Here is a 26,147-nt window from a genome sequence, read left to right as displayed (position 1 = left end):
TGTGACTGACAAGTTCGACAAAGACAAGGTCGACAAGGTTCCCGCCGGGGCGTCCCCCGTCCCGACGGCGATCCCGCCGGAGGCCATCAAGGCCATTCCGGTCCGCCACTACGGTCGCTGGGTCGCCGGCGTCGTCGTGGTGGCGCTGTTGGTGCTGCTCGGCGTGGCGTTCTCCCAGGGCGATGTCCGCTGGGCGACCGTCCCCGAGAAGCTGTTCGACCCCAGCATCCTCGAGGGCCTCGGGAACACGGTCCTGATCAGCGTCGCCTCGATGGCGCTGGGTCTGGTGCTCGGCGTGGTCTTCGCCGTCATGCGCCTGTCCAAGAACCCGGTGACGAGCACCGTCGCCTGGCTCTACATCTGGATCTTCCGCGGCACCCCGGTCTACGTGCAGCTGCTGATCTGGTTCAACCTCGCCCTGATCTTCCCGATCTTCAACATCGGGTTCTACAAGGACGAGATGACCGATGTCATGACCCCCTTCCTGGCCGCCCTGCTGGGTCTCGGCCTCAACGAGGGCGCGTACATGGCGGAGATCGTCCGGGCCGGCATCCAGTCGGTCGACGAGGGCCAGACGGAGGCGTCGCACGCGCTGGGCATGAGCCAGGCGAAGACGATGCGCCGCGTGGTGCTCCCCCAGTCGATGCGGGTGATCATCCCGCCGACGGGCAACGAGTTCATCAACATGCTGAAGACCTCGTCCCTGGTCGTGGCCGTGCAGTACCCCGACCTCCTGCGGGCCGCGCAGGACATCGCCTCGACCTCGTTCGCGGTCATGGAGATGTTCTTCGTCGCCTCGATCTGGTACCTGATCCTGACCTCGGTGTTCAGCGTCGGGCAGTTCTACCTGGAGCGGCACTACGCCCGCGGGTCGCTGCGCTCCCTGCCGCCCACCCCGTGGCAGAAGGTCAAGGCGAACCTCTCCCGATTCTCCAACCGCGAGGCGGTGACCCGATGACCGCCATGGTGAAGGCCGAGGGCGTCCACAAGTCGTACGGCGCCGCCCACATCCTCAAGGGCATCGACCTTGAGGTGCAGAACGGCGAGGTGTTCTGCCTGATCGGCCCGTCCGGCTCCGGCAAGTCGACCTTCCTCCGGTGCATCAACCACCTGGAGCAGATCAACGCCGGCCGGCTGTACGTCGACGGCCAGCTGGTGGGCTACCGCCAGAAGGGCGACAAGCTCTACGAGCTGAAGGACAGCGAGATCGCGGCCCAGCGCCGGGACATCGGCATGGTCTTCCAGCGCTTCAACCTCTTCCCGCACATGACGGCCCTGGCCAACGTCATGGAGGCGCCCATCCAGGTCAAGGGCGAGACCAAGGCGGTGGCGCGCGAGCGTGCCGAGCGCCTGCTCGACCGGGTCGGCCTGGGCGACAAGGCGGGGAACTACCCCTCGCAGCTCTCCGGCGGCCAGCAGCAGCGCGTCGCCATCGCCCGTGCGCTGGCGATGGAGCCGAAGCTGATGCTCTTCGACGAGCCCACCTCGGCGCTCGACCCGGAGCTGGTGGGCGACGTCCTCGACGTCATGCGGGACCTGGCCGAGTCGGGCATGACGATGGTCGTCGTCACGCACGAGATGGGCTTCGCCCGCGAGGTCGGCGACTCGCTGGTCTTCATGGACGGCGGCGTGGTGGTCGAGTCGGGCCACCCGCGTGACGTGCTGGGCAACCCGCAGCAGGACCGGACGAAGGCGTTCCTCTCCAAGGTGCTGTAGGCGGCGCGAAGGGGCGGTACGGGTCTCCCGTACCGCCCCTTCCGTGTGTCCGGCCGACCTACCTGACCGCGAGGAGCAGGGTGTCGGAGGGCGAGGCCCAGACCGGGCGCGCCTCGGCGAAGCCGGCGGCGCGGAGGGTCTCGGCGTGCCAGCGCGGGGAGGGCATGTCGCCGTCGGCGTGTTCGCCGTAGATCTCGAAGCGGCGGGCGGTGGGGCCGGCCAGCTGCGGGTCCTCGGCGGCCAGCGCCCACCACTCGGCCCAGTCCAGGGCTCCGGCGGCCTTGGCCCGGTCCATGGCGGCGTGGCGGTGGGCCCGCTCGGCGGCGTTGATCCGCGGGGTGCTGGTGTCGATCATGTGGTCGGCGTTCATGAAGACGCCGCCGTCCCGGACGAGACCGGCGAGCTGCCCGTAGAGGGCCGTCAGGGGCTCGCTGTGGAGCCAGTGGAGGGCGGTGGCGGTCAGCACGGCGTCGTACGCGCCGTGGGGCAGCCTCGCGGTCCACTCCGGGTCCTTGAGGTCGGCCTCCACCAGGGTGACGCGGGGGTCCCCGGCGAAGTGCCCCCCGGCGATGGCCAGGAGCGCCGGGTCGAGATCCACTCCAGTGCTGGTCGAATCGGGGAACCTCCGGAGGAGCCGATCCGTGATACTTCCCGTACCGCAGGCGAGGTCGAGCACGCGGGGTTTCGGCCCCACGACCGCTTCGACCATGTCGAGCATGACGCGGAACCGCTCCTCGCGGTCCGGCATGTACCACTCCTGCTGACGGTCCCAGCTCTGCTGCCAGGCCGCCCAGTCGGTTCCGGTCATCGCCGCACCGTCCCTTCCCCTTCGTAATACCCTCGAAGGGGACACAGCCGTTACCCAGCCGTTACCCCTCACGACCGAGACCCTAGCCCGCCGGAGTAAGGACTACAAGTGGAACTGGCCTATTACTCGGACTATGCCGTGCGTCTGGTCAACACCGAGGAGCCGGCTCGCAACAAGGACACCCTGACCTCCGTCGAGGTGATCCGGGAGCTCTTCGGCCCCGCCACCCAGATGGCCCGGCGGGTCACCGACCCGGACGTCGCCCGCTTCCGGGCCGTGCGCGCCCGGCTCCGCGCGGTCTTCGCCGCGGCCGACGAGGACGACCACACGGGCGCCGTCGACCTGCTGAACTCGCTCCTCCTGGAGTTCCCCGTCAGCCCCCAGATCTCCGGCCACGACATCCTCGACGACGAGGGCCGCCCCCGCTGGCACATGCACCTCGCCGACCACCCCTCGAACCCCACCGCGGGGTACGCGGCGATCGCGGCCATGGGCCTCGCCTTCCACCTCACCGAGTTCGGCGCCGACCGGCTCGGCCTGTGCCAGGCACCGCCCTGCCGCAACGCCTACCTCGACACCTCCACCAACCGCTCCCGCCGGTACTGCTCCGACCGCTGCGCCACCCGCGCCAACGTCGCCGCCTACCGCGCCCGCAAGCGCCTGGAGGCCGAGCGGTCCGGCCACACCGGCCTGACGGCCGACACGAGCCAGGAGAGCGTCACCGCGGCCGACCGCTGACGCCCCGGCGTCACCGGCCGGTACCGGGCCCGCACCCGCCCGAGGACCAGTTCGGGCGGTACGGCCCCGAAGACCCTGCTGTCCCCCTCGGCGGCCGGGTTGTCCCCCAGCACCCACCAGCCGCCGTCACGTCGCTCGATCAGCCGCTTCACGATGAGCAGATCCTGCTGGAGCGGATGGCGCAGCACGGCCACGCATCCCGGCCGCAGCCGCCCGCCGTAGTGCACGAGCAGCCGGTCCCCGTGGAGCAGCGTCGGCACCATCGACACCCCCGTTACCTCGGCGATCCCGAACGGCGCCCCGGCCTCCGCCACCTGCTCCCGCCCCGATTCCCTCATCCGGCACCTCCCGGTCCGCCCGCGCGCCCGCTCGTCCACTCGTACACGAGTCCCATGGTGACCCTGGACTTTTGGCCTAAGCCCCAGGGGCGCCCGCGAAAACGCCCTTCTCACCGAGTAATGTCCCACCTGAGAAGACGATCACGAGGAAGGACGGCTCAATGCTCTCCCGCCTGTTTGCCCCCAAGGTGACGGTCAGCGCCCACTGCGACCTCCCCTGCGGCGTGTACGACCCCGCCCAGGCCCGCATCGAGGCCGAGTCGGTCAAGGCTGTCCAGGAGAAGTACCTGGCGAACGAGGACGCGCACTTCCGCGCCCGCGCCACGGTCATCAAGGAGCAGCGCGCGGAGCTCGCCAAGCACCACGTCTCGGTGCTCTGGAGCGACTACTTCAAGGCCCCGCACTTCGAGAAGTACCCCGAGCTCAACCAGCTGGTCAACGACACCCTGAAGGCCCTCTCGGCCGCCAAGGCGTCCACCGACCCCAAGACGGGCGAGAAGGCGCTGGAACTCATCGCCGAGATCGACCGCATCTTCTGGGAGACCAAGAAGGCTTGATCCGAGCCTCTCCCGCACACCCGAAGGGGCCCGGCCGCACCACGGCCGGGCCCCTTCGGCGTGTCCGGACACCCCCTGGGTCCGGCCGTGCCCGTCACGGCGCGGTCGTCCGCGACGGGGGCAGGCCGCGTGTTTCGGTGAGCACGGCGCCGTCGAGCCGGGCGTTCGTGAGGTCGGCGCCGGTCAGGTTCGCACCGGTGAGGTCCGCACCCGTCAGATCCGCGCCGGCCAGGTCGACTCCGGAGAGGTCCGCCGCCGTCAGGTCCGCGGTCCGCAGGGAGGCGCACCGGCCTTCGGAGGCGGGGTCCTCGCCACCGACGCGCTGCAGGAAGACGTCCGAGCAGAACACCGCCTTCCGCAGGTCCGCGCCGGGGAAGGAGGCTCCGGAGAGGTCCGCTCCGGAGAGGTCCGTGCCCGTCAGTTCGGCGCACTGGCCGGAGTCGAGGCAGAACCGGACGTCCGTGAGGTCCGAGCCGTTGAAGGCCGTGTCGCGCAGCCGCGCCCGTTCCAGGGACGCCTCCGCGAGGTTCGTGAACGTCATGTCGGCGCCGCTGAGGTCGGCGTGGTCGAGTTCGGCGCCGCGGAGGTCGGCGTCGAGGAACTCCGTGTCCCGCGGGTCCGCGCCCGAGAGCACGGCCTCGCGCAGGTGGACGACGCGGCGGGCGCCCGCGGCGATCGGCTGGGCCGGGGCCCAGCCGCGCAGGTTGACGCCGCTCAGCACCACCGAGAGCCCCTGGTCGTGCTCGGGCCTGCGCCGTACGAGCACGTTCATGGCGGCGACGGCGTCGACGGACGGGTCGGACGGCGCGCCTCCGGGCCGCACCGGGGAGTGGCGCCGCATGTACGCCGACAGGACGGAGACCACGCTGCCCTGGTCCGGGGGCGAGTCCTTCATGATGCGTTCGAGTGCGTAGATCCCGCCCAGCCGGACATCGACGGAGTCGGACCCCAGGTTCACGACGGCGGTGTTGAAGCGGGTGGTGATCTGGCCCTCCTCGATGATCCGCAGCTCCTTGCCGGTCTGACCGACCTGGAGCCAGGTGAAGAGCAGGGCGGCCACCGCGGCGAGGCCCGGCAGGCTGAGGAGCAGCAGGGAGAGGCGGGAGGGGGCGTCGCCGGTCCCGCCCCGTTCCGGACCGGGGCGCCGGGAGCCGCGCCGCCGCAGGATCCGGTGGAGTCGTCCGTTGCTGGGCCTGTCGGTCATGTCCTCATTGGCCCACGTGCCACCGGCCCGTCCCCGGCACCACACCGGGACCCCTCACCCTCGGGAGCCGCGGCCCACGCGATCAGGGGGTGGCGGGGAGGGTGTAGCGGCGCTTCTCCCGGGAGCCGGCGCCGAGGCGGTCGTAGAAGCGGATGGCGCCTTCGTTCCAGACGGGGGTCTGCCATTCGATGCGGGGGAGGCCGAGGGCGCGGGCCTCGGCGCGGACGGCGGCGACGAGGAGCGGGCCGAGGCCGTGGCCGCGGGACGCCTCGGCGAGGTAGAGGCAGTCCATGTGGAGGTAGGCGGCGCCGTCCCAGGTGGAGAGCTCGGGGGCGCAGGTGGCGTAGCCGGCGAGGGTGCCGTCCGGGAGGGCGGCGACGAGGCAGCGGAGGCGGGCCGGTTCGGGGCCGAAGAGGAGGCCGGCGAGGCGGTCGGCGAGACCGGGTGCCGGGGGCGCGGCCTTCTCGTACGCGGCGTGCTCGGCGACGAGTTCCACGACCCGGGGCAGGTCCTCGGGGTCCGCGTGTCGTACCACTGCCCGGCCGGGGCCGCCCTCGTGTGCGCTCATACGGTCATCATGCACGGTCCCACGGACAGCTCGGCGGCGGTCCCCTGGCGGCGCAGCCACTCGCGGTAGGGGGCCGCGCGGAGGGCCACCTCCCGGTAGGCCGCGGCGAGTTCCGCGTACAGCAGGTCGAGGGGCGCGCCGGGGCGGGCGTACAGCAGGAGGCGGACGGCCAGCGGGTCGCCGCGGAGGGGGCGGATGGCCATGTCGTCGCGCGGGCCCGAGGTCGGCTGGCAGGGGGCGACGGCCTCGCCGAGCACGATGAGCGAGGCGGCGGTGTGGTAGTCGCCGTGGAGGAGGGGCGGGTCGATGCCCGCGGCGCCGAGGACCCGGCGCAGGCCGTCCCATTCGCCGTCCACGGTGGGGTCGACCATCCAGTGGTCGTCGGCGAGGTCGGCGAGGTCCACGACGGGGCGGCCGGCGGTGGGGTGGTCGGGGGACATGGAGATGAACTGCGGTTCGCGGGCGACGAGGACCCGTCCGTCGAGGCCGTCGGGGACGCGTAAGGGGCAGCCCTCGACCTCGTGGACGAACGCCACGTCGAGCTGGCCGGCGGCGACCGCCCGCAGCAGCGCGTGGGCGGAGACGTCCATGCGGAGGCCGATGTCGGTGTCCGGAAGCCGCTGGCGGAGCCGGCGCAGCCAGCCGGGGAGGGCCCGGCTGGCCGTGGAGCCGACGCGGAGTCCGGGGCCGTCGGTGCGGGCGGCGGCGGCGCGGGTCTCGGTGACGAGCGCGGCCATGTCCGCGACCAGGGGGCGGGCCCGGCTGAGCAGGGAGCGGCCGATCGGGGTGGGGCGGCAGCCGGTGCGGCCGCGGGAGAACAGTTCGGCACCGAGCGCGTTCTCGATCCGGCGCAGTTGGGTGGTCAGCGAGGGCTGGCTCATGCCGAGTTGCCGCGCCGCCTTGTGCAGGCTGCCCGTGTCGGCGATCGCGCAGAGCGCGCGCAGGTGTCTCACCTCCAGCTCCATCCCCCGAGGGTAGGGCGGCGGCCGGGCGTCGCACCAGATATCCGGAACCCTTCAATCGCCTTGCTTTCCAAGGCAGTTGGGGAGATCGAGCCGGGGTGATGCGGTGGAGCTATCGGGGGTTGGCATCATCCCCGCGCGCCCCGGCTGCCCCGAGACTCTCTCCGACCCCAACAGGAGGAGCCCCCCATGCGTCACCCCAAGGTCCTCACCTCCGTACTGACCGCCACCCTCGGTCTCGGCCTCGCCGCCTCCCTCGGCACCGCTCCGGCGGCCGCCACGGCGCCGGCCGTGACCGCCGGCAGCGCCACCGCGGCGTACGCCGGTTCGGCCGAGGAGGCCAAGGCCAACCAGGCGTTCTTCGACGCCGTCGTGAAGTCGGTGGCGAAGAAGCGCGCCGCCGCCCCCGGCGCGGCCGCCGTCACCGTCGTCTACAGCTCCGCCAACGCGCCGAGCTTCCGCACCCAGATCGCCCGCTCGGCGCAGATATGGAACAGCTCGGTCGTGAACGTCCGGCTGGTCGAGGGAAGCAACCCGGACTTCCGGTACTACGAGGGCAACGACTCGCGCGGCTCGTACGCCAGCACCGACGGCCACGGCGGCGGCTACATCTTCCTCGACTACCGGCAGAACCAGCAGTACAACTCCACCCGCGTGACGGCGCACGAGACCGGTCACGTGCTCGGCCTGCCGGACCACTACAGCGGCCCGTGCAGCGAGCTGATGTCGGGCGGCGGCCCCGGCACGTCCTGCCAGAACGCCCAGCCGAACGCGCAGGAGCGCTCCCGCGTGGACCAGTTGTGGCGCTACGGCCTCACCTCCGCGTTCAAGACCTCCTGAACCGGCGGGACCGGCCGGTGACCACCCGGTGACCGGCCGGCCCGGCAGCGCGTGAACGACGGACGGCGGCGGCCCGCGAAGGGGCCGCCGCCGTTCCGTTCGGGTCCCGCCCGCCGTCAGGCCGTCTGGAGGAGGCGGCGGCCGAAGTCCGCGCCGGGCGGCAGCTGACGCCGGACCCGGTCGAGCGCTCCCTCGAAGTCGCCGCCGGCGACGCACGCCTCGAAGGCCGCGCCGCCGTAGTGCAGGGTCAGGCTGAGGTCCCCCCGCTCACCGAGCGTCAGCAGGCAGGCGAGGGTGGCCTGTTGGGCCGTGCCGTCCAGGACGACGGGGAGGGGCAGGTCCCACTCCAGGACACAGCCGGTGAGGGGACGGGCGCTCGCGCCCTCCCCGGTCGCGCTCAGCGTGGCGAAGCCCTCGCCCGCGTACTCGACCCCCCTGATCCGGGTGGCGACGTGCCGCCCGTCGGCCGTGATGACGATCGCTTCCGCGCCGCTGCGGTCCCGGTACCAACCGGTCCAGACTTCTGTCGACTCCGATGACATGCGCGGACTGTAGCCGTATGACCGGCTCCGGCGCGCGGCCGGTCACCCCGGGGCCGGACTTCTCCCGATCTCGCCGTTCTTGCCGGTCACGTGCGGGGTCGTCGCTTCCGGGGCCTCGTACAGCTCGCACTCCGGATTGCGGCAGGGCTGCGCCTCCCACTCCGGCACCCAGACCCCGAGGACCTTGTGCCGGGTGGCCAGGGTGGCCCGCGGAACGCCGCAGGCCGGGCACTTGGGCTCGATCCCGGGGTCCCGTGTCGTCCGCACCGCCTCGTCACCCATGCATCCAGGGTAGGACGCCCCGCCGGGGCGCGCGTCCCGGCGGTCCGCGCCCTGTCGGCGGCCGTGCGCGGGGGGGGCTACCGCTTCCTGGTGTACGTGCGGACGAGCACGCCGTTGTCGAAGGTGCGCACCTCGCCGAGCTCGAAGTCGCGGGGCTCGAAGCCGGCGCCGAACATCGGCATGCCGGTGCCGTAGACCTGGGGGTACGTCTTGATGATCAGCTCGTCGATCTCCTCGATGAGCTCGCCGGCGATCGTGGAGCCGCCGCACAGCCAGATGTCCAGCGGGCCGTCCTCCGCCTTGAGTTCGCGCACGCGGCCGACGAGGTCGTCGGAGATCAGCTCGACGCGGGGGTCGGGCGAGTCGGTCAGCGAGCGGGTGGCGACGAGCTCGCGCAGGTGGCTGTACGGGCTGGTGACGCCGATGTCCAGCGCGAGGCGGTACGACCCCAGGCCCTGGATCACGGTGTCGAAGTGCCTGTTGTCGGCGCCGTCGACGCCCAGGAACGCGCGGGCCTGGGTGGGGATGCTCTCCGGGTACTCGGTGCCCATCCACTGGGCGTAGGCCCCTTCGGTGAACGCGAACATGCTGGTGGCGTCCCCCTCGGGGTCGCCGATGAAGCCGTCGATGGTGCAGGCGATGTAGTAGGTGAGCTTGCGCAAACCGGTCCTCTTCCTCGGGGTGGCGTGGCCGCGTCCGCAACCACGACAGTTATAGTGCTTCACCTGTAGTGGTTAAGCAAGCCCTATGTTCGAAGAGAACGCGCCCAGCCCGAGAAGGAGCCCGACGTGGCGAGGAACCCGGAACGCAGAGCCGCACTGCTCGACGCCGCGATCGAGGTACTGGCGGACGAAGGCGCCCGCGGACTGACCTTCCGGGCGGTCGACGCCCGGGCGGGGGTCCCCACGGGCACCTCGTCCAACTACTTCACCGACCGGGACCAGCTGCTCTCCCAGGTGGGCGACCGGATCTTCGTCCGGCTGACCCCGGCTCCGGACGCCCTGGAGACCGCCCTGCTGCCGACACCCGGACGGGAGCTGGTCCTGGAGCTGATGCGCTGGGTCGCCCGGCGGCTGGCGGCCGAACGCACCTGCTACCTCGGGCTCTTCGAGCTCCGGCTCGAAGCCGTGCGCCGCCCCGAACTGCGCACCCAGCTCACCAAGGTGCTCCGCTCCGACCTGGACGAGAACATCCGCGGGCACCTCGACGCCGGGATGCCCGGGGACGCCGACACCGTCCGGCTCCTCTACTTCGCCCTCACCGGGCTGCTGCTCGACCACTTCACGGTCCCGGAGCTCCACGGCGACCGGGATCTGGACGACCTGATCGAGACCGTGGTCGCCCGGATCGTCCCCGCGGAGTGAGCGGCGCGGCCGGGGTCAGCGCGTGCGGCGGGTGACGAACTCCGCGAGGGCGAGCAGATCCCCGGCCGCCGCCAGGTCCGGCACCGCCTGGGCCAGGTGCTCCACGGCGCGGCCCATGCGCTCGGCCGCCTGGGCCTGCGCCCAGTCGCGCCCGCCGGCCCGCTCCACCGCGTCCGCCGCCGCCCGCACCGCCGCGGCGTCGAGGGTCGGACGGGCGTAGAGCGCGGCCAGCTCGTCGCCCGCAGGGGTGCCCGAGGCGAGCGCCGCCACCACGGGCAGCGACTTCTTGTGCGCGACGAGATCGGCCCCGGCGGGCTTCCCCGTGCGGTCGGGGTCCCCCCAGATCCCGATGAGGTCGTCGATCAGCTGGAAGGCGAGGCCGGCCTCCCGTCCGAAGGCGTCCATGGCCGCGACCTCCTCCTCGCCCGCGCCGGCGTAGAGCGCGCCGACGGCGCAGGCGCAGCCGAGCAGCGCCCCGGTCTTGGCGGTCGCCATGGCCAGGCACTCGTCGAGCGAGACCTCGCGCGGGCCGCGCTGCTCGAAGGCGCAGTCCGCCTGCTGGCCCGCACAGAGCTCGATGATGCAGGCGGCGAGGCGCGCGGAGGCCGCCGCGGATGCGGGGTGCGGATCCTCGGCGAGCAGCCGCAGGGCCAGCGCGCTCATCGCGTCCCCGGCCATGAGGGCGTCCGGGATGCCGAAGACGGTCCAGGCGGTGGGCCGGTGCCGCCTGGTCGGGTCCTCGTCGACGATGTCGTCGTGGAGCAGCGTGAAGTTGTGCGCGAGCTCGACCGCGGCCGCCGCCTTCACGGCCTGGGCCGTCTCGGCGCCGAGGGCGCGGGCCGCCGCGAGGACGAGCGCGGGCCTGATCGCCTTGCCCGTCTGTCCCGCGTCCGGGGTGCCGTCGGCTCTCTCCCAGCCGAAGTGGTACATCGCCACCCGCCGTATGGAACCCGGCAGGGTCTCGACGGTCGCACGCAGTTGGGGATGGACGGCGGCACGCGTCTGGTCCAGGAGCCGCACGGCCCCCTGGCCGTCGGTCGCGGCGTCCGCGCTGGTCACGGTCACGGTCTCTTCCTTCGCATCCTTCGCGGCAGCGGGTCGGGCGGCGCCCGGGGGCGGGAGGGTCCGGCCCCCGCCCCCGGGGCGTCGCGGGTTCAGCGCCAGCGGCTGACCTCGACGTTCTCCAGGACGCCGAGGGCGTCCGGGACGAGGATCGCCGCCGAGTAGTAGGCCGTGACGAGGTACGAGATGATCGCCTGCTCGTCGATGCCCATGAAGCGGACGGAGAGGCTGGGCTCGATCTCGTCGGGCAGGCCGGTCTGGTGGAGGCCGATCACGCCCTGGTCGGCCTCGCCGGTACGCATGCAGATGATCGAGGTGGTCCGGGCGTCGGAGACCGGGATCTTGTTGCACGGGTAGATCGGCACGCCGCGCCAGGTCGGGATGCGGTTGCCGTTGACGTCGATGGTCTCCGGCACCAGGCCCCGCTTGTTGAGCTCGCGGCCGAAGGCGGCGATGGCGCGGGGGTGGGCGAGGAAGAGCTTGGAGCCCCGGCGGCGGGAGAGCAGCTCGTCCATGTCGTCGGGGCTGGGGGCGCCGTCGTGCGGCTGGAGCCGCTGCCCGTAGTCGCAGTTGGCGAGGAGGCCGAACTCCTTGTTGTTGATGAGCTCGTGCTCCTGGCGCTCGCGGAGCGCCTCGACCGTGAGCCTCAACTGCTGCTCGGTCTGGTTCATCGGCTGGTTGTAGAGGTCGGCGACGCGGCTGTGGACCTTCAGCACGGTCTGGGCGACGCTCAGCTCGTACTCGCGGGGCGAGGCGTCGTAGTCGACGTAGGTGTGCGGGACGACCGCTTCGCCGACGTGGCCGGCGGAGAGGTCGATGGCCGCCTCGCCGTAGGTGTTGGTCCGCTGGTCGGGCAGGGCGGCGACGGTCGCCAGGTGGGCGGCGAGCGAGACGGCCCGGTCCGCGAGGTTGCGCACGTCGTCCCGGGTGAGCTCGAGGACCGTGCAGGCCGTGGCGGCGCGGGCGGTCCACTCCCAGGTGGCGTCCTCGCCGACCAGGGACGCCTCGCCGAGGTAGGCGCCGTCGGCGAGGACGCCGAGGACGGCCTCGTCGCCGTAGGGCCCCTCGCCGATCTGCTCGATGCGGCCGTGGGCGAGGAGGTGGACCCGGTCGGTGGGGGTGCCCGCGGTCGCGATGACCTCGCCGGCCGCGTACTCCCGCTGGGTGCAGCGGGAGGCCAGCTCGGTCAGGGCGTCCTCGTCCTCGTACCCCCGCAGGGCCGGGAGCTCGCCGAGCTCGGCGGGGATGACCGCGACGCGCTCTCCGGTCTGGACGAAGGTGACGCGGCCGTCACCCACGGAGTAGCTGAGCCTCCGGTTCACCCGGTACGTGCCGCCCTGCACCTGGACCCACGGCAGCGTCCGCAGCAGCCACCGGGAGGTGATCTCCTGCATCTGCGGAGCCGACTTGGTGGTCGTGGCGAGGTTCCGCGCGGCGGCGGTGCCGAGACTCTGCTGCGGCGCCTGCTGCTCCGCGCGGACGTCGTCGCCAACCGAACCAACGGACATGGAACTCCCTCTCGTATGACTGAGTTGCGAGTCGAAGCCTTTCAGCACGGAGCGTGTCGGCGCCATTACACAATCGGGTGGGACTGTTCGACGATCTTCGGGGCATGTCACGTGATTTCCATCCGAACAGCCGAACCCCGCGCCACCCCGTGACGCGCTGTCCGGATCGGCTCGCACGCGGTCCGAACGCATGGCGGCGGAGGGGCGGAATCCGGTACTCCGGAAGTTCACCCGTCCCTTGAAGGGAGTCCGCCATGGCCACACCCATGACCGCGAGCAGGTTCCTCCACGCACTGCGCGAGGAGGGCCTCACGGTCGTCCAGGTCGGCGACTGGTCCACCCACAACCGCAACCACAAGGGGCCCTGGGGCCCGGTGCACGGCGTGATGATCCACCACACCGTGACCCGGGGCACCGCCGCGACCGTTCGGATCTGCCGTGACGGCCACGCGGGCCTGCCGGGGCCGCTCTGCCACGGCGTCATCGCCAAGGACGGCACCGTCCACCTCGTGGGCTACGGGCGCGCCAACCACGCCGGGCTCGGCGACGACGAGGTGCTCAGGGCGGTCATCGCCGAGCGTCGCCTGCCGCCGGACGACGAGGCCACCACCGACGGCAACCGCCACTTCTACGGCTTCGAGTGCGAGAACCTCGGGGACGGCGTGGACCCGTGGCCCAAGGTCCAGCTGGAGGCCATCGCGAAGGCCGCCGCCGCCCTCTGCCGGGTGCACGGCTGGACGCACCGCTCGGTCATCGGCCACCTGGAGTGGCAGCCGGGGAAGGTGGACCCGCGGGGCTTCACGATGGGCTCGATGCGGGAGCGGATCGCCGACCGGCTGCGCTGACCGGGCCGCCCGCGCGGACAATGGCCGGGTGAACGCGTTCGACCTCTCCCGCCTGCGGCCCCGGCTCCCCTCGCCCCTGGAGCCGGTGGAGGACGAGCGCTTCGCCCGGCACGGGCTGACGCTGCTGCTCAAGCGGGACGACCTGATCCACCCGGACCTGCCGGGCAACAAGTGGCGCAAGCTCGCGCTCAACCTGCGCGCGGCCGACGGGCGGCCGGTGCTCACCTTCGGCGGCGCCTACTCCAACCACCTGCGGGCGACGGCCGCCGCCGGCCGGCTGCTCGGCTTCCCCACGGTCGGCGTCGTGCGCGGCGACGAGCTGGCCGGACGGCCGCTCAACCCCTCCCTCGCGCGGTGCGCGGCGGACGGGATGCGGCTGGAGTTCGTGGACCGGGCCACGTACCGCGCGAAGCACGAGCCGGCCACCCTCGCGGCGCTCCTGGAGCGGGCCCCCGCGGGCGCGTACGTGGTGCCCGAGGGCGGCAGCAACGCGCTCGCCGTCCAGGGCTGCGTGGAGCTGGGCCGCGAGCTCGTCGGCGAGGCGGACACCGTCGCCGTCGCCTGCGGCACGGGCGGCACCCTCGCCGGTCTGGCGGCCGGGCTCGGGCCCGGGCAGCGGGCGCTGGGCGTTCCGGTGCTGCGGGGCGGCTTCCTGGGCGGGGAGGTCCGGGCGCTCCAGGACGCGGCCTTCGGCGGTCCGCGGGGCGCGTGGGCGCTGGACGAGCGCTTCCACGGCGGGGGCTACGCGCGCACGTCCCCCGAGCTGGAGGCGTTCGCGCAGGATTTCGAAGCGCGGCACGGACTCGCCGTCGAGCGGCTGTATGTGGCCAAAATGCTGTTCGGCCTCGTCGCCTTGGCGCACGAGGGCGCGTTCCCGGCGGGTACCCGGCTCGCGGCGGTGGTGACGGGGGCGCCCGAACCGGCCTGACCGGCGGGACTCAGTCCGTCTCCCGGTAGGCGGCCGCCTCCTCCAGGTCGAGCCGGCGGAGCAGGGTCCGCATCATCTCGTCGTCGATCCGGCGCTCGTCGCGCAGCTGTACGAACACCTCGCGTTCGGCGTCGATCATCTCGCGCGAGAGGCGCCGGTAGGTGTCGTCGGCGGTCTCGCCGGTCACCTCGTTGACGGCGCCGAGCCGTTCCCACACCGCGTTGCGGCGCCGCTCCATGACGGTCCGCAGCCGGTCGGCCAACGGCTCGGGCAGGGCGTTGCGCTCGTCCTCCAGCAGCGCGTCGAGGCGCTCCTCGGCCGCCCTGGACGCCTCGCTCTGGGCCTGTGCCTCGGCCAGCGTCTCGGCGTACGTGTCCCGCCCGGGCAGCTTCAGGAGCCGGATGAGGGGCGGCAGGGTGAGCCCCTGCACCACCAGGGTGCCGATGACGGTGGTGAAGGTGAGGAAGAGGACGAGGTTGCGGGCCGGGAACTCCACGCCGTCGGTGACGACGGGGATGGAGAACGCGATGGCCAGGGAGACCACCCCGCGCATGCCGGCCCAGCCGACGACGAGGGGCGCCTTCCAGTCGACGCCCGGCTCGCGCTGCCGCACCCGGTCCGACAGCCAGCGGGGCAGGAAGGTCGCCGGGTAGACCCAGACGAAGCGGACGACGACCACCGCGACGAAGACCCCGGCCGCGTACCAGGCCGCCTCGCCGATGCCGTACTGGCCCAGGCCCTGGACGACGTACGGCAGCTGGAGTCCGATCAGGGCGAAGACTGCGGACTCCAGGACGAAGGCGACCATCTTCCAGACGGCCTCCTCCTGGAGCCGGGTCGCGAAGTCGACCTGGTAGGCCCGGTGGCCGAGGAAGAGGCCGACCACGACGACCGCGAGGACCCCGGAGGCCCCGACCTCCTCGGCCGCCGCGTAGGCGACGAAGGGGATGAGGAGGGAGAGGGTGTTCTGCAGGAGGGCCTCGCCGAGGCGGCAGCGGAGCCAGTGGATCGGGAGCATGAGGACCAGGCCGACGCCGACGCCGCCGATCGCCGCGAGCCCGAACTCCCGGAACCCGCCCGCCCAGCTGACGCCCTCGCCGACGGCTGCCGCGAGGGCGACCTTGTACGCGGTGATCGCGGTGGCGTCGTTCACCAGCGACTCGCCCTGGAGGATCGTCGTGATCCGGTGCGGCAGGCCCAGCTTGCGGGCGATGGCCGTGGCGGCGACGGCGTCCGGCGGCGCGATCACCGCGCCGAGCACCAGCGCGGCGGTCAGCGGCAGGTCGGGCACGAGGACGTACGCGAGCCAGCCCACGGCCACGGTGGCGAAGAGGACGTACCCGACGGAGAGCAGGGCGACGGGCCGGATGTTGGCCCGCAGGTCCAGGTACGAGGAGTCGAGGGCGGCGGTGTAGAGCAGCGGCGGCAGGATCAGCGGGAGCACGATGTGCGGGTCGAGCGTGTAGTCCGGCACCCCGGGCAGGTACGAGGCGGCGAGGCCGACGGCGACCAGCAGCAGCGGGGCGGGCACGGGGGTCCTGCGGGCGAACCCCGCGACGGCGGCGCTCGCCGCCACCAGTGCCACCAGCTGCAGTGCGTCCATGCCCGACCCCGTCCCGTGCCGCAACGTAACCTGGCCATCATGAGCGAGTGCCCGCACGTTGCCGAAATGCCGCGCCCCGAACCGGCGCCGGTGGCCGCCACCTGTCCCCAGTGCCTGGCGGACGGCACGCACCCGGTGCAGCTGCGGCTCTGCCTGACCTGCGGCCACGTGGGCTGCTGCGACTCCTCGGCGGGGCAGCACGCGACGGGGCACTTCGCGTCGACCGGCCACCCGGTGATGCGGACGTTCGAGCCGGGCGAGGCATGGCGCTGGTGCTTCGTGGACGGCTCGATCGTCTGATCGCCCCGGGGCGCGGCGGGCCGGGAAGCGGGCCGTCGCGGACACCGTTCGCACGGGGGACGGTTCGACCGGCGCGCGGTTGGGTACGTCCTCCCTCCGCCGGTCGCTCGGTTTCGCTCTTCGCACGCCCCCGGCCACCGTCCGCGCCCGTGGGCCTACCATGGGTGACGAGCGTGATCGGGGGTCGAGGGGCTCACGGCGACACGGCGGGACGGATCGCGATAGCGTCACGGCGGACCGCGCAGCCCCCTGCGTACCGCCCGGTTCGGGGGCCTCTCCCCCCGAACCCCGAATGAGCTTGTGCCACCTTGGAGGTGAGGGTGTCCCAGATCGCAGGCGAGCCCGGGACCCAGGACTTCGTGGAAGTCCGGCTGCCCGCTGCGGGTGCCTATCTGTCCGTGCTGCGTACGGCCACGGCCGGCCTCGCGGCGCGCTTGGACTTCACCCTCGACGAGATCGAGGACTTGCGGATCGCGGTCGACGAGGCGTGCGCCATCCTGCTCCAGCAGGCCGTGCCGGGGTCCGTCCTCAGCTGTGTCTTCCGGCTGGTCGACGACTCCCTGGACGTGACGGTGTCCGCACCCACCACGGACGGCCGGGCGCCGGAGCGGGACACCTTCGCCTGGACGGTGCTGTCGGCGCTGGCCGGGAAGGTGGAGTCGTCGGTGGCCGATGACCGTACGGTCTCGATCAGCCTCTACAAACAGCGCGGCGCGGGGCCAGGCCCGGCGTGAGGAGCGGGGACGCGACGGCCGGCATCCCTGAGCAGCAGGCGCGGCCGCATGAGGTCGCTACGGAGCAGGCGGACCAGATGAGCGAGCACGAGCAGCACCACGAGGTTCCCGGCGTCCCGGAGGCCCCCGGGACGCCCGAGGGCGCCGCCACGCTGCCCGGGCTGCCCGGGCAGCCCGGGAGCGAGCAGGCAGGGCAGGGCGAGGCGGCCGGGACCGAGGAGAAGGCCGAGCAGGCCGACGACGCGGACGAGGCCGACGAGCTGCCCGAGCCCGTCCCGAACCCGCACGACCGGAGCGGCGCCCGCGCCCTCTTCTTCGAGCTGCGCGAGCTGCCGGAGGGCTCCCCCGAGAAGGCGGAGCTGCGCAACCGTCTGGTGCGGATGCACCTGCCGCTGGTGGAGCACCTGGCCCGGCGCTTCCGCAACCGCGGCGAGCCGCTGGACGACCTGACGCAGGTGGCCACCATCGGCCTGATCAAGTCGGTCGACCGGTTCGACCCGGACCGCGGGGTCGAGTTCTCGACGTACGCGACGCCCACGGTCGTCGGCGAGATCAAGCGGCACTTCCGCGACAAGGGCTGGGCGGTCCGGGTGCCGCGCCGGCTCCAGGAGCTGCGGCTCTCCCTGACCACGGCGACGGCGGAGCTGTCCCAGCAGCACGGCCGGTCGCCGACCGTGCACGAGCTGGCCGAGCGGCTCGGGATCTCCGAGGAGGAGGTCCTGGAGGGGCTGGAGTCGGCGAACGCCTACTCGACGCTCTCCCTGGACGTCCCCGACACCGACGACGAGTCGCCGGCGGTGGCGGACACCCTGGGCGCGGAGGACGAGGCCCTGGAGGGGGTCGAGTACCGCGAGTCGCTCAAGCCGCTCCTGGAGGACCTGCCGCCCCGCGAGAAGCGGATCCTGCTGCTGCGCTTCTTCGGGAACATGACCCAGTCGCAGATCGCGCAGGAGGTCGGCATCTCGCAGATGCACGTCTCCCGGCTGCTGGCGCGGACCCTGGCGCAGCTGCGGGAGAAGCTCCTCGTGGAGGAGTAGGTCAGACCTCCTGGCCGGGGCGCCGGACGCCGAGCGCCTCGGTCGTGGCCGGGTTCACCAGCAGGACGAGCCCGGCGACCGCGAGGGCGGCGAGGGCGCCGCCGGCGGGGACGATCACGCCGTCGGCCCGGAGCATCTGCCAGGCGACCGGCAGCGCGAGGATCTGGGTGATGACGGCCGGGCCGCGGCTCCACGAGCGGCGCAGCCAGAGGCCGCGGGCCGCGGCGAGCGGGATCAGGCCGAGGGCGGCGAGCGTCACCGCTCCGGTCAGGGCCCCGGTGAGGTCGCCGGACGACTCGGTCAGGGCGTGCACCAGCATGTACACAGCCCCGGCGAGGAGCCCGAGGGCCTCGATGCCGGCCACGACCGCCGCGGCGGCGAGACGGGTGGGGCGGGGGGTCTGCTCCGTACTGCTCATAGAGGGCAGGGTAGCCGGGGTGGGCGCGGGGCCGGACGGCCCGGGTGCGGGCGCCCTGCGACGGCCTGGCCTGCGCCGGGTACCGCCGGGTAGGTACGCTGGCGGGCATGCGCGCACTTCTCGTGGTCAACCCGGCAGCCACCACCACCAGTGCCCGCACCCGTGACGTGCTCATCCACGCGCTCGCGAGCGAGATGAAGCTGGAGGCGGTCACCACCGAGTACCGCGGGCACGCGCGCGACCTGGGCCGACGGGCCGCGGACGCGGGGAACATCGACCTGGTCGTGGCCCTCGGCGGCGACGGCACGGTCAACGAGGTGGTGAACGGGCTGCTGCACGGCGGGCCCGATCCGGACCGGCTGCCGGGGCTCGCGGTGGTCCCCGGCGGTTCGACGAACGTCTTCGCCCGTGCGCTGGGTCTGCCGAACGACGCGGTGGAGGCGACCGGCGCGCTGCTGGACGCGCTGCGCGAGCGCCGGACACGCACGGTGAGCCTCGGGCTCGCATCGGGGACGCCGGGCACGGAGGACGAGGGAGTTCCGTCCCGCTGGTTCACCTTCTGCGCCGGGCTCGGATTCGACGCGAGTGTCATCGGTCGAGTCGAACAGCAGCGGGAGCGCGGCAAGAGATCCACGCACGCCCTCTATCTGCGTCAGGTGGCGCGCCAGTTCCTGGAGGAGCCGCACCGCCGGCACGGCACGATCACCCTGCAGCGCCCGGGGGCCGAGCCCGTCGAGGATCTGGTCCTCTCCATAATCTGCAACACCTCCCCCTGGACCTACCTGGGCAATCGTCCGGTGTACGCGTCCCCGGAGGCGTCCTTCGAAACCGCGCTCGACGTGCTCGGACTGAGCCGTCTGTCCGCTCCGGCGGTGGCCCGGTACGCCACTCAGCTGCTCACCTCGACCCCGGAACGGGGCCCGCGGGGCAAGCACGCGGTGACTCTTCACGACCTGACCGACTTCACCTTGCATTCGAAGGTCCCCCTCCCCCTGCAGATGGACGGAGACCACCTGGGACTGCGTACGAGCGTGACGTTCACAGGCGTACGCCGTGCACTGCGTGTGATTGTGTGAGTGGAAGGGCCCAAAGTCCTTTCACTCGAACGTTTAGGCGCGCATCCACCCCTTAGAAGTACGGCTGTGACCTAGCCGACACCGAGGAATCAAAAAAAACTTTCCGGAAGGGGTTGTATCCGTTGCTGGGGTTTGGGAGTCTCTTCTTGGCGATCGGGACGGCCCGCAAGACCGGCCTCCACTGAGAGCCAGAACCCCTCCTCAGCAACAAGGACCACACCAGTTCACCTGGCAGTCGGCCCTTCCCTTGCGGGGGGATTCGTGAAAGCGTTCACATTCACAAGCAACTGGCACGTAACACTGAGAGAGGTAGCAGCCATGGACTGGCGTCACAACGCCGTTTGTCGTGAGGAAGACCCCGAGCTGTTCTTCCCCATCGGCAACACCGGTCCTGCGCTGCTGCAGATCGAGGAAGCCAAGGCCGTCTGCCGCCGCTGCCCCGTCATGGAGCAGTGCCTGCAGTGGGCGCTCGAGTCCGGCCAGGACTCCGGCGTCTGGGGTGGCCTCAGCGAGGACGAGCGCCGCGCGATGAAGCGCCGTGCCGCTCGCAACCGGGCGCGTAACGCAAGCGCCTGAGCCACCTGCACAGCCTGAGGCACGCGGCGCGTACACCGTGTACGCAATCACCGCTCCCGAGCCGCAGCGCGCAGCAGTAACCCACAGCATTCGAGCCCCGGACCGATCACCTCGGTCCGGGGCTCGCTGCTGTGAACGGCCCGGCCGCCGCTACTTCTGCGGCTGCACGGGAATGTCGAGAACCACCTTCGTCCCGCGCTCGGCACCCGGGAGCATGTCGAAGGAACCGCCCAACTCCCCTTCCACCAGGGTCCGTACGATCTGGAGGCCGAGATTGCCGGCCCGCTGCGGGTCGAATCCCTCGGGCAGTCCGCAGCCGTCGTCCTGGACCGTGATGAGCAGCCGGGCGTCGACCCTCGGCTCACCGCGCACGGCGGAGACCTCGACGGTGCCCTGCTCGCCCTGGGCGAAGGCGTGTTCCAGCGCGTTCTGCAGGATCTCGGTGAGGACCATGGAGAGCGGGGTCGCGACCTCGGCGTCGAGGATGCCGAAGCGGCCGGTGCGCCGGCAGGTCACCTTGCCCGGGGAGATCTCGGCGACCATCGCGATGACCCGGTCGGCGATCTCGTCGAACTCGACGCGCTCGTCCAGGTTCTGGGACAGCGTCTCGTGCACGATGGCGATCGAACCGACGCGCCGCACGGCCTCGTTGAGCGCCTCGCGGCCGCGGTCGGAGTCCATCCGGCGCGACTGCAGGCGAAGCAGGGCGGCCACCGTCTGGAGGTTGTTCTTCACCCGGTGGTGGATCTCCCGGATGGTGGCGTCCTTGGTGATCAACTCTCGCTCGCGACGGCGCAGTTCGGTGACGTCACGGAGCAGGACGAGCGAACCGATCCGGGTGCCCTTGGGCTTGAGCGGGATGGCCCGCAGCTGGATCACCCCGCCGTTGCCCTCGACCTCGAACTCGCGCGGCGCGTAGCCGGAGGCCAGGGTGACCAGCGCCTCGTCCACCGGCCCCCGGGAGGGGGCGAGTTCGGCGGTGATCTGGCCGAGGTGCTGGCCGACGAGGTCGGCGGCGAGCCCGAGCCGGTGGTAGGCGGAGAGCGCGTTGGGCGAGGCGTACTGGACGACGCCCTCGGCGTCGAGGCGGACCAGACCGTCGCCGGCGCGGGGCGAGGAGTCCATGTCGACCTGCTCGCCCGGGAAGGGGAAGGTCCCCGCGGCGATCATCTGGGCGAGGTCGGAGGCCGACTGCAGGTAGGTGAGCTCCAGCCGGGAGGGGGTGCGCACGGTCAGCAGGTTGGTGTTGCGGGCGATGACGCCGAGGACCCTGCCCTCGCGGCGCACGGGGATCGACTCGACGCGCACCGGGACCTCCTCGCGCCACTCGGGGTCGCCCTCGCGGACGATCCGGCCCTCGTCGAGCGCGGCGTCGAGCAGCGGACGGCGGCCGCGCGGGACCAGGTGGCCGACCATGTCGTCCTGGTAGGAGGTGGGGCCGGTGTTCGGCCGCATCTGCGCGACGGAGACGTACCGCGTGCCGTCGAGGGTCGGGACCCAGAGGACGAGGTCGGCGAAGGACAGGTCGGAGAGCAGCTGCCACTCCGACACCAGCAGGTGGAGCCACTCGAGGTCGGAGTCGCTCAGGGCGGTGTGCTGGCGCACGAGGTCGTTCATGGAGGGCACGGTGCGAGCGTACCCGCGGAATTCGGAGGCGGTGAACCTGGATCTCCGGCGCTCCGTGTTGGAGGATGGGCCGGGAAGCACCGCGTTCCTGTGGATGGACAGACAAGAATGGTCTAGTCCACAATGAACGCGATAGACCTCCACTCTCCCCGCACAGGAGAGTGGACGAGGTACCCGACGCTCTCTGCCCTGACTGCGTCGAGACCTCCCCACGGCCGAGGGACCGCACACCCCCGGCCGAGTAACTCCGGGCTGCGGTGCCGGACGGGCTGAGGGTCCCGTCAGGCGCCGCGGCCCGCGGGTGTTTCCGGGGCCGTTCCGCCGCCCCGTCACGGCCGAGGGTTCGCGCTCGCCCACCCCGCACTCCCCGGCTCCGTCGGCCGCTCACGGGCCGCACCACTCCCCCGCCGCCGCTGCCCCCGTCGCAGCTACTCCCCCGCGGGCCAGGCGCGCATCGCCGCCTCGGCCACGGCCGTGAGCTCCTCCGCCGTCGCGCCGTCGCGGGCCTGCTGGGAGAGGCCCTGGAGGACGGCGCCGCTGAAGCGGGCGAGGGCGACGACGTCCGTGTCCGGGGGCAGCTCGCCCGACTCCACACCCCGGCGGATCCGGTCCTCGAAGGACGCCAGGTTGGCGTTCCGGCGATCCCTGAGGGCTTCCTCCACCTCGGGGGTCGAGCAGTTGACCGCGGCCGAGATCATCAGGCAGCCGCGGGGGTGGCCGGGCTCGGTGAAGAGCGTGGCGGCCTCGCGCAGGACTCGGCCGACGGCGGCGCGGGCGGTCGGCTCCTCCGCGAAGGCCCGGCCGCCGTAGGCGCCGTAGGACAGCACGTACGCCTCGACGACCTCCTCGAAAAGGGTCTTCTTGTCGCCGAACGCCGAGTAGAGGCTCGGCGCGCTGATGCCCATGGCCCGGGTGAGGTCGGCGACGGAGGTCGTCTCGTAGCCGTGCTCCCAGAAGGCCATGGTCGCCTGTTCCAGCGCCGTGAGGCGGTCGAAGGAGCGGGGGCGGCCGCGGGGTCTCGTCACCATGGAGTGAATTCTATAGCGCGCGCTACGAAAGGTGGGGTACGGTCATTTTCGTAACGACCGCTAGGAAATTGAGGGGGCGTGCCATGAGCGTGCGCGCAGCAGGGTCCACGGGGAAGCTGGCCGGGAGGACGGCGCTGGTCACGGGTGGCGGCCGGGGCATCGGACGGGGGATCGCCGAGCGGCTCGGCCGCGAGGGCGCACGGGTCGCGGTGCACTACGGATCCGACGAGGCGTCGGCGAAGGCGACGGTCGCGTCGATCGAGGAGGCCGGCGGCGCGGCCTTCGCGATCGGCCAGGAGCTGGGGGTGCCGGGGGACGCGGCGGCTCTGTGGGAGGCGTTCGACGCCCACGCGGACGGCCTCGACATCCTGGTGAACAACGCGGGGATCGGGGCGTCGCGACCGTTCGCGACGATCGAGGAGGCGGAGTACGACCGGATCTTCGCGGTCAACACCAAGGCGCCGTTCTTCCTGGCGCAGCTGGGCGCGGAGCGGCTGCGGGACGGCGGCCGGATCGTCAACGTCTCCAGCGGGCTGAGCAAGGCGGCGGCGATGCCGGAGCTCATCGCGTACGCGATGTCCAAGAGCGCCCTGGACGCCTTCACGCGCTATCTGTCGAAGGTCCTGGGGCCGCGCGGGATCACGGTGAACGCGGTGGCGCCCGGGATCGTGGACACCGACATCAACGCGGGCTGGCTGCGGGGCGACGCGGACGCCTGGGCCGGGGCGGCGGCGATGGCGGCGCTCGGTGGGGTCGGGACGCCGCCGGAGATAGCGGACGTGGTGGCCTTCCTGGTCTCGGACGACGCCCGCTGGGTGACCGGCGACTGGATCGACGCGACCGGGGGCTCGCTGGCCTGAGGGCGGACCGGGCGGGCCCCACGGTGTGACGGGAGGGCTTCGAGTGGCTGGGGGGTCAGGGGCGGCAGACGATGGAGTCGGCGGCCGTCCGTGGGGTGGAACGGCATGAGGAGAAGGGCTCTCCTCTGCTAGATTTGGCCTTAGATTGGTCTATACCACACGACCCCTCACCAGCCCCTCACCAGATCGGCAGGCACAGCGTGGAAGTTGTCATCGTCAAGGACGCCAAGGCGGGCGGCGAGCTCATCGCGGACGGCATCGCCGGCCTCCTGCGCCGCAAGCCCGACGCGCTGCTCGGCGTGGCCACGGGTTCGACTCCGATCCCGATCTACGACGCCCTTGTCGCCCAGGTCACGGCTGGTTCCGTGGACGCCTCGCGGGCCCGGATCGCCCAGCTGGACGAGTACGTCGGCCTCCCCGCCGGCCACCCGGAGTCCTACCGCTCCACGGTGCTGCGCCAGGTCGTCGAGCCCCTCGGGCTCTCCCCGGAGGCGTTCATGGGCCCCGACGGTTCGGCCGAGGACGTCCAGGCTGCCTGCGAGGCTTACGACCGGGCGCTGACCGAGGCCGGCGGTGTGGACCTGCAGATCCTCGGGATCGGCACCGACGGGCACATCGGCTTCAACGAGCCGTGCTCCTCGCTCGCCTCCCGCACCCGGATCAAGACGCTCACCGAGCAGACCCGGGTGGACAACGCGCGCTTCTTCGACGACGACATCGAGCAGGTGCCGCACCACGTCATCACCCAGGGCATCGGCACCATCCTGGAGGCCCGTCACCTGGTGCTGCTCGCCACCGGCGAGGGCAAGGCCGAGGCCGTGGCGCAGACCGTCGAAGGCCCGGTGGCGGCGCTGGTGCCGGCCTCCGCGCTCCAGCTACACCCGCACGCCACGGTCGTCGTCGACGAGGCCGCCGCGTCCAAGCTGAAGCTCGCCGAGTACTTCCGTCAGACCTTCGCCGCCAAGCCCTCCTGGCAGGGCATCTGAGCCGGCCGGCTCCCCGGGGTCCCGCCGACGGGAGACCCCCGGACCACCGAAGGGGCCCGGCACCTGTCCAGGTGCCGGGCCCCTTCGCGTACGGGCGACGGGAGCGCCGGTCAGGCGCCGGTTCCCACCACGGCCTCCGCGGCGGCGCGGCCGCAGACGCGGGCCGCACCGTGCGTGGCGATGTGCAGGGCCCCGCGGGGCTCCGCCTCGTTGAGGCCCATCTCGACCACGACCGTGTCCGGGCGGGCGGCGAGGAGGGCGTCCAGCGCCCCCGTCATCCACGCGTACCGGTGGACGTCCCGGACGACCGCCACGATGCGCCGCTCCCCCGCGGCGGCGAGCACCGTGTCCACGGCAGACGACTCGTCGTACGAGCCGGTCTCCGTTCCGGGCAGCAGGCGCTCCAGCTCCGCCGCGATGCCCCAGGGCGTCTCGTCGCCGACCGCGAAGTTCGCGACCGGGGTGAAGGAGGCCACGTAGGGGGCGTCGGTGAGCGGCGTGTGCGGGTGCGCCCCGCGGGTCACCTTCAGGGCCCGGCGGGCGGCGACGAGTCCGATGTCGGTGCCGGGCGCGGTCCCCTCCTGCACTGCCGCGCCCGACACCGTCTCAGCCCCGCCCCCAGCCCGGTGCGCCTGGGTCCAGGCCGCCAGGGCGCGCACGCGCGCCGCGGCGTCGGCCAGCCGCTCCTCGGGCAGTTCACCGGTCCGTACGGCGTTCACCAGCGCGTCGCGCAGTCGCAGCACGGTGTCCTCGTCGCACAGCCCGCCGCCGACGCAGATGGCGTCGGCGCCCGCGGCGATCGCGAGGACCGATCCGCGCTCGATGCCGTACGTCGCCGAGACGGCCTGCATCTCCATGCCGTCGGTGACGATCAGCCCCTCGAAGCCCAGCTCCTGGCGCAGCAGACCGGTGAGGATCTGCGGGCTCAGGGTGGCCGGACGGTGGGGGTCGAGCGCGGACAGAAGGATATGCGCGCTCATGACCGCTTTGGTACCCGCGGCGATGGCGGCGCGGAAAGGTACCAGCTCACGGGCGTGCAGTGTGGCGAGGTCCACATCGATCCGGGGCAGCGCGTCGTGGGAGTCCACGTTGGTGTCGCCGTGTCCCGGGAAGTGCTTCGTGCAGGCCGCGACCCCGACGCCCTGGAGGCCGTCGACGTACGCCACGGTGTGCCGGGCCACCAGGTCCGGGTCCGGCCCGAAGGACCGGACGCCGATGACCGGGTTCTCGGCGTTGGAGTTGACGTCCGCCGAGGGCGCCCAGTTGAGGTCGACACCGCACTGGACGAGCCGGCGGCCCAGCTCGCGGGCGACGGCCCGGGTGAGCTCGACGTCGTCGACGCTGCCGAGGGCGTAGTTGCCGGGGAAGGACGAACCCTCCTTGACCTCCAGGCGGGTCACGTCGCCGCCCTCCTCGTCGATGGCGACGAGGACGTCGTCCCGCTCGGCCCGCAGCTGCGCGGTGAGCGCGGCGAGCTGGCCGGGGCCGACGATGTTCCGGCCGAAGAGGCCGACCGAGGACAGGCCCTCGCCGATGCGGCGGAGCAGCCAGTCGGGGGCGGTGGTTCCGACGAAGCCGGGCTGGAGGACCGTGAGCGCGTCACGCGTCAGGGTGTCCGAGCCGTGTACGAGAGTGGTCATG

General features: G+C 72.4%; 30 protein-coding genes. 15 read left to right on the top strand and 15 right to left on the bottom strand.

The window, feature by feature from the left end; all coding sequences use genetic code 11:
* Positions 1-70: 70 nt before the first annotated feature.
* A complete protein-coding gene (locus tag AB0424_RS20820) occupies positions 71-958 on the top strand; it encodes an amino acid ABC transporter permease (RefSeq protein ID WP_366307735.1) in 888 nt (295 codons plus the stop codon).
* Positions 955-1,716: an amino acid ABC transporter ATP-binding protein gene (locus tag AB0424_RS20815; RefSeq protein ID WP_366307484.1), complete on the top strand. Its 762-nt coding sequence runs from the start codon at positions 955-957 to the stop codon at positions 1,714-1,716. The genes AB0424_RS20820 and AB0424_RS20815 overlap by 4 nt, the downstream gene beginning before the upstream one ends.
* A gap of 58 nt (positions 1,717-1,774) precedes the next feature.
* Here the strand turns inward: AB0424_RS20815 and AB0424_RS20810 are convergent, their stop codons facing one another.
* A complete protein-coding gene (locus AB0424_RS20810) occupies positions 1,775-2,524 on the bottom strand; it encodes a class I SAM-dependent methyltransferase (protein WP_366307482.1) in 750 nt (249 codons plus the stop codon).
* Between the two features lie 108 nt (positions 2,525-2,632).
* Here AB0424_RS20810 and AB0424_RS20805 point away from each other — a divergent pair, with 108 nt between their 5' ends.
* Positions 2,633-3,262, top strand: coding sequence for a CGNR zinc finger domain-containing protein (locus AB0424_RS20805; RefSeq protein WP_366307480.1), 630 nt, complete (start codon positions 2,633-2,635; stop codon positions 3,260-3,262).
* On the opposite strand, the gene sodX is transcribed toward AB0424_RS20805, so the two are convergent.
* A complete protein-coding gene (sodX, locus tag AB0424_RS20800) occupies positions 3,166-3,600 on the bottom strand; it encodes a nickel-type superoxide dismutase maturation protease (RefSeq protein WP_366307478.1) in 435 nt (144 codons plus the stop codon). The two genes, AB0424_RS20805 and sodX, sit on opposite strands and share 97 nt — an antisense overlap.
* Before the next feature lie 161 nt (positions 3,601-3,761).
* Between sodX and sodN the strand changes: the two genes are divergently transcribed.
* Entirely contained in the window at positions 3,762-4,157 is a 396-nt protein-coding gene (sodN, locus tag AB0424_RS20795) for a superoxide dismutase, Ni (protein WP_360786109.1), read from the top strand.
* Positions 4,158-4,251: 94 nt separating this feature from the next.
* Here the strand turns inward: sodN and AB0424_RS20790 are convergent, their stop codons facing one another.
* The 3 genes from AB0424_RS20790 to AB0424_RS20780 form a co-directional block, all read right to left on the bottom strand.
* On the bottom strand, positions 4,252-5,361 hold the full coding sequence (locus AB0424_RS20790) for a pentapeptide repeat-containing protein (protein WP_366307476.1): 1,110 nt from the start codon (positions 5,359-5,361) through the stop codon (positions 4,252-4,254).
* 82 nt (positions 5,362-5,443) lie between these two features.
* Positions 5,444-5,929, bottom strand: coding sequence for a GNAT family N-acetyltransferase (locus tag AB0424_RS20785; RefSeq protein ID WP_366307474.1), 486 nt, complete (start codon positions 5,927-5,929; stop codon positions 5,444-5,446).
* On the bottom strand, positions 5,926-6,894 hold the full coding sequence (locus AB0424_RS20780) for a LysR family transcriptional regulator (RefSeq protein ID WP_366307472.1): 969 nt from the start codon (positions 6,892-6,894) through the stop codon (positions 5,926-5,928). Before AB0424_RS20780 ends, AB0424_RS20785 begins: the two co-directional genes overlap by 4 nt.
* A gap of 186 nt (positions 6,895-7,080) precedes the next feature.
* Here AB0424_RS20780 and snpA point away from each other — a divergent pair, with 186 nt between their 5' ends.
* Positions 7,081-7,731 carry a snapalysin gene (snpA, locus tag AB0424_RS20775; protein WP_366307470.1) on the top strand — a complete coding sequence of 217 codons (651 nt, stop codon included), beginning with the start codon at positions 7,081-7,083 and terminating at the stop codon, positions 7,729-7,731.
* Positions 7,732-7,847: 116 nt separating this feature from the next.
* Here the strand turns inward: snpA and AB0424_RS20770 are convergent, their stop codons facing one another.
* The 3 genes from AB0424_RS20770 to AB0424_RS20760 all read right to left on the bottom strand — a co-directional run bounded on the left by AB0424_RS20770 (position 7,848) and on the right by AB0424_RS20760 (position 9,217).
* Positions 7,848-8,273 (bottom strand): DUF6304 family protein, encoded by a 426-nt coding sequence (locus AB0424_RS20770; protein WP_366307468.1) that lies wholly within the window; start codon positions 8,271-8,273, stop codon positions 7,848-7,850.
* A 42-nt stretch (positions 8,274-8,315) separates the two neighbouring features.
* A complete protein-coding gene (locus AB0424_RS20765; protein ID WP_366307466.1) occupies positions 8,316-8,555 on the bottom strand; it encodes a hypothetical protein in 240 nt (79 codons plus the stop codon).
* A 77-nt stretch (positions 8,556-8,632) separates the two neighbouring features.
* On the bottom strand, positions 8,633-9,217 hold the full coding sequence (locus tag AB0424_RS20760) for a dihydrofolate reductase family protein (RefSeq protein WP_366307464.1): 585 nt from the start codon (positions 9,215-9,217) through the stop codon (positions 8,633-8,635).
* 126 nt (positions 9,218-9,343) lie between these two features.
* On the opposite strand from AB0424_RS20760, the gene AB0424_RS20755 reads away from it, so the two are divergent.
* Positions 9,344-9,919 carry a TetR family transcriptional regulator gene (locus AB0424_RS20755; RefSeq protein WP_366307462.1) on the top strand — a complete coding sequence of 192 codons (576 nt, stop codon included), beginning with the start codon at positions 9,344-9,346 and terminating at the stop codon, positions 9,917-9,919.
* Between the two features lie 15 nt (positions 9,920-9,934).
* On the opposite strand, the gene AB0424_RS20750 is transcribed toward AB0424_RS20755, so the two are convergent.
* Both AB0424_RS20750 and AB0424_RS20745 read right to left on the bottom strand, forming a co-directional pair.
* Positions 9,935-10,984, bottom strand: coding sequence for a family 2 encapsulin nanocompartment cargo protein polyprenyl transferase (locus AB0424_RS20750; RefSeq protein ID WP_366307460.1), 1,050 nt, complete (start codon positions 10,982-10,984; stop codon positions 9,935-9,937).
* A gap of 89 nt (positions 10,985-11,073) precedes the next feature.
* Complete coding sequence (locus AB0424_RS20745) at positions 11,074-12,489, bottom strand: family 2B encapsulin nanocompartment shell protein (protein WP_366307458.1); 1,416 nt, start codon at positions 12,487-12,489, stop codon at positions 11,074-11,076.
* A gap of 254 nt (positions 12,490-12,743) precedes the next feature.
* Here AB0424_RS20745 and AB0424_RS20740 point away from each other — a divergent pair, with 254 nt between their 5' ends.
* Positions 12,744-13,334 (top strand): N-acetylmuramoyl-L-alanine amidase, encoded by a 591-nt coding sequence (locus AB0424_RS20740; protein WP_366307456.1) that lies wholly within the window; start codon positions 12,744-12,746, stop codon positions 13,332-13,334.
* 28 nt (positions 13,335-13,362) lie between these two features.
* On the top strand, positions 13,363-14,262 hold the full coding sequence (locus AB0424_RS20735; protein WP_366307454.1) for a pyridoxal-phosphate dependent enzyme: 900 nt from the start codon (positions 13,363-13,365) through the stop codon (positions 14,260-14,262).
* 10 nt (positions 14,263-14,272) lie between these two features.
* Here AB0424_RS20735 and AB0424_RS20730 read toward each other — a convergent pair whose 3' ends face one another.
* Positions 14,273-15,865: a Na+/H+ antiporter gene (locus AB0424_RS20730; protein WP_366307452.1), complete on the bottom strand. Its 1,593-nt coding sequence runs from the start codon at positions 15,863-15,865 to the stop codon at positions 14,273-14,275.
* 39 nt (positions 15,866-15,904) lie between these two features.
* Here AB0424_RS20730 and AB0424_RS20725 point away from each other — a divergent pair, with 39 nt between their 5' ends.
* From AB0424_RS20725 to AB0424_RS20715, 3 genes are all read left to right on the top strand, one after another.
* Positions 15,905-16,165: a UBP-type zinc finger domain-containing protein gene (locus AB0424_RS20725; RefSeq protein WP_366307450.1), complete on the top strand. Its 261-nt coding sequence runs from the start codon at positions 15,905-15,907 to the stop codon at positions 16,163-16,165.
* 320 nt (positions 16,166-16,485) lie between these two features.
* The gene (locus AB0424_RS20720; RefSeq protein WP_019889334.1) at positions 16,486-16,899 is read left to right on the top strand and encodes an anti-sigma regulatory factor; all 414 of its coding nucleotides are present in this window, start codon (positions 16,486-16,488) and stop codon (positions 16,897-16,899) included.
* Positions 16,896-17,936, top strand: a complete 1,041-nt coding sequence (locus AB0424_RS20715) for an RNA polymerase sigma factor SigF (RefSeq protein WP_366307448.1) — start codon at positions 16,896-16,898, stop codon at positions 17,934-17,936. The genes AB0424_RS20720 and AB0424_RS20715 overlap by 4 nt, the downstream gene beginning before the upstream one ends.
* Position 17,937: 1 nt before the next feature.
* On the opposite strand, the gene AB0424_RS20710 is transcribed toward AB0424_RS20715, so the two are convergent.
* Positions 17,938-18,354: a hypothetical protein gene (locus AB0424_RS20710; RefSeq protein ID WP_366307446.1), complete on the bottom strand. Its 417-nt coding sequence runs from the start codon at positions 18,352-18,354 to the stop codon at positions 17,938-17,940.
* Positions 18,355-18,461: 107 nt separating this feature from the next.
* Between AB0424_RS20710 and AB0424_RS20705 the strand changes: the two genes are divergently transcribed.
* Positions 18,462-19,430 (top strand): diacylglycerol kinase family protein, encoded by a 969-nt coding sequence (locus AB0424_RS20705; RefSeq protein WP_366307444.1) that lies wholly within the window; start codon positions 18,462-18,464, stop codon positions 19,428-19,430.
* A 318-nt stretch (positions 19,431-19,748) separates the two neighbouring features.
* The gene (locus AB0424_RS20700; RefSeq protein WP_003953983.1) at positions 19,749-20,006 is read left to right on the top strand and encodes a WhiB family transcriptional regulator; all 258 of its coding nucleotides are present in this window, start codon (positions 19,749-19,751) and stop codon (positions 20,004-20,006) included.
* A gap of 150 nt (positions 20,007-20,156) precedes the next feature.
* Here AB0424_RS20700 and AB0424_RS20695 read toward each other — a convergent pair whose 3' ends face one another.
* Both AB0424_RS20695 and AB0424_RS20690 read right to left on the bottom strand, forming a co-directional pair.
* Positions 20,157-21,623: a PAS domain-containing sensor histidine kinase gene (locus AB0424_RS20695; RefSeq protein WP_366307442.1), complete on the bottom strand. Its 1,467-nt coding sequence runs from the start codon at positions 21,621-21,623 to the stop codon at positions 20,157-20,159.
* A 437-nt stretch (positions 21,624-22,060) separates the two neighbouring features.
* Positions 22,061-22,660, bottom strand: coding sequence for a TetR/AcrR family transcriptional regulator (locus AB0424_RS20690; RefSeq protein ID WP_366307440.1), 600 nt, complete (start codon positions 22,658-22,660; stop codon positions 22,061-22,063).
* 83 nt (positions 22,661-22,743) lie between these two features.
* Here AB0424_RS20690 and AB0424_RS20685 point away from each other — a divergent pair, with 83 nt between their 5' ends.
* Complete coding sequence (locus AB0424_RS20685) at positions 22,744-23,520, top strand: SDR family oxidoreductase (protein WP_366307438.1); 777 nt, start codon at positions 22,744-22,746, stop codon at positions 23,518-23,520.
* A gap of 200 nt (positions 23,521-23,720) precedes the next feature.
* Positions 23,721-24,506 carry a glucosamine-6-phosphate deaminase gene (nagB, locus tag AB0424_RS20680; RefSeq protein ID WP_366307436.1) on the top strand — a complete coding sequence of 262 codons (786 nt, stop codon included), beginning with the start codon at positions 23,721-23,723 and terminating at the stop codon, positions 24,504-24,506.
* Between the two features lie 110 nt (positions 24,507-24,616).
* Here the strand turns inward: nagB and AB0424_RS20675 are convergent, their stop codons facing one another.
* Complete coding sequence (locus tag AB0424_RS20675) at positions 24,617-26,146, bottom strand: glycoside hydrolase family 3 N-terminal domain-containing protein (RefSeq protein WP_366307434.1); 1,530 nt, start codon at positions 26,144-26,146, stop codon at positions 24,617-24,619.
* Between the last annotated feature and the right edge of the window lies 1 nt (position 26,147).

It is taken from the genome of Streptomyces sp. NPDC051180 (genome assembly GCF_040689545.1).
Classification (GTDB): Bacteria; Actinomycetota; Actinomycetes; order Streptomycetales; family Streptomycetaceae; genus Streptomyces.
The sequence above is the reverse complement of the archived record's forward strand: the minus strand, read 5'-3'. Positions and strand labels throughout refer to the sequence as shown.

What these genes read in the sequence shown, in the direction of transcription:
- AB0424_RS20815 (WP_366307484.1), top strand. Translation starts at nt 955, where the DNA reads ATGACCGCCATGGTGAAGGCCGAGGGCGTCCACAAGTCGTACGGCGCC.
- AB0424_RS20810 (WP_366307482.1), bottom strand. Translation starts at nt 2,524, where the DNA reads ATGACCGGAACCGACTGGGCGGCCTGGCAGCAGAGCTGGGACCGTCAG.
- sodX (WP_366307478.1), bottom strand. Translation starts at nt 3,600, where the DNA reads ATGAGGGAATCGGGGCGGGAGCAGGTGGCGGAGGCCGGGGCGCCGTTC.
- sodN (WP_360786109.1), top strand. Translation starts at nt 3,762, where the DNA reads ATGCTCTCCCGCCTGTTTGCCCCCAAGGTGACGGTCAGCGCCCACTGC.
- AB0424_RS20790 (WP_366307476.1), bottom strand. Translation starts at nt 5,361, where the DNA reads ATGACCGACAGGCCCAGCAACGGACGACTCCACCGGATCCTGCGGCGG.
- AB0424_RS20785 (WP_366307474.1), bottom strand. Translation starts at nt 5,929, where the DNA reads ATGAGCGCACACGAGGGCGGCCCCGGCCGGGCAGTGGTACGACACGCG.
- AB0424_RS20780 (WP_366307472.1), bottom strand. Translation starts at nt 6,894, where the DNA reads ATGGAGCTGGAGGTGAGACACCTGCGCGCGCTCTGCGCGATCGCCGAC.
- snpA (WP_366307470.1), top strand. Translation starts at nt 7,081, where the DNA reads ATGCGTCACCCCAAGGTCCTCACCTCCGTACTGACCGCCACCCTCGGT.
- AB0424_RS20770 (WP_366307468.1), bottom strand. Translation starts at nt 8,273, where the DNA reads ATGTCATCGGAGTCGACAGAAGTCTGGACCGGTTGGTACCGGGACCGC.
- AB0424_RS20765 (WP_366307466.1), bottom strand. Translation starts at nt 8,555, where the DNA reads ATGGGTGACGAGGCGGTGCGGACGACACGGGACCCCGGGATCGAGCCC.
- AB0424_RS20745 (WP_366307458.1), bottom strand. Translation starts at nt 12,489, where the DNA reads ATGTCCGTTGGTTCGGTTGGCGACGACGTCCGCGCGGAGCAGCAGGCG.
- AB0424_RS20740 (WP_366307456.1), top strand. Translation starts at nt 12,744, where the DNA reads ATGGCCACACCCATGACCGCGAGCAGGTTCCTCCACGCACTGCGCGAG.
- AB0424_RS20730 (WP_366307452.1), bottom strand. Translation starts at nt 15,865, where the DNA reads ATGGACGCACTGCAGCTGGTGGCACTGGTGGCGGCGAGCGCCGCCGTC.
- AB0424_RS20725 (WP_366307450.1), top strand. Translation starts at nt 15,905, where the DNA reads ATGAGCGAGTGCCCGCACGTTGCCGAAATGCCGCGCCCCGAACCGGCG.
- AB0424_RS20710 (WP_366307446.1), bottom strand. Translation starts at nt 18,354, where the DNA reads ATGAGCAGTACGGAGCAGACCCCCCGCCCCACCCGTCTCGCCGCCGCG.
- AB0424_RS20705 (WP_366307444.1), top strand. Translation starts at nt 18,462, where the DNA reads ATGCGCGCACTTCTCGTGGTCAACCCGGCAGCCACCACCACCAGTGCC.
- AB0424_RS20700 (WP_003953983.1), top strand. Translation starts at nt 19,749, where the DNA reads ATGGACTGGCGTCACAACGCCGTTTGTCGTGAGGAAGACCCCGAGCTG.
- AB0424_RS20695 (WP_366307442.1), bottom strand. Translation starts at nt 21,623, where the DNA reads ATGAACGACCTCGTGCGCCAGCACACCGCCCTGAGCGACTCCGACCTC.
- AB0424_RS20690 (WP_366307440.1), bottom strand. Translation starts at nt 22,660, where the DNA reads ATGGTGACGAGACCCCGCGGCCGCCCCCGCTCCTTCGACCGCCTCACG.
- AB0424_RS20685 (WP_366307438.1), top strand. Translation starts at nt 22,744, where the DNA reads ATGAGCGTGCGCGCAGCAGGGTCCACGGGGAAGCTGGCCGGGAGGACG.
- AB0424_RS20675 (WP_366307434.1), bottom strand. Translation starts at nt 26,146, where the DNA reads ATGACCACTCTCGTACACGGCTCGGACACCCTGACGCGTGACGCGCTC.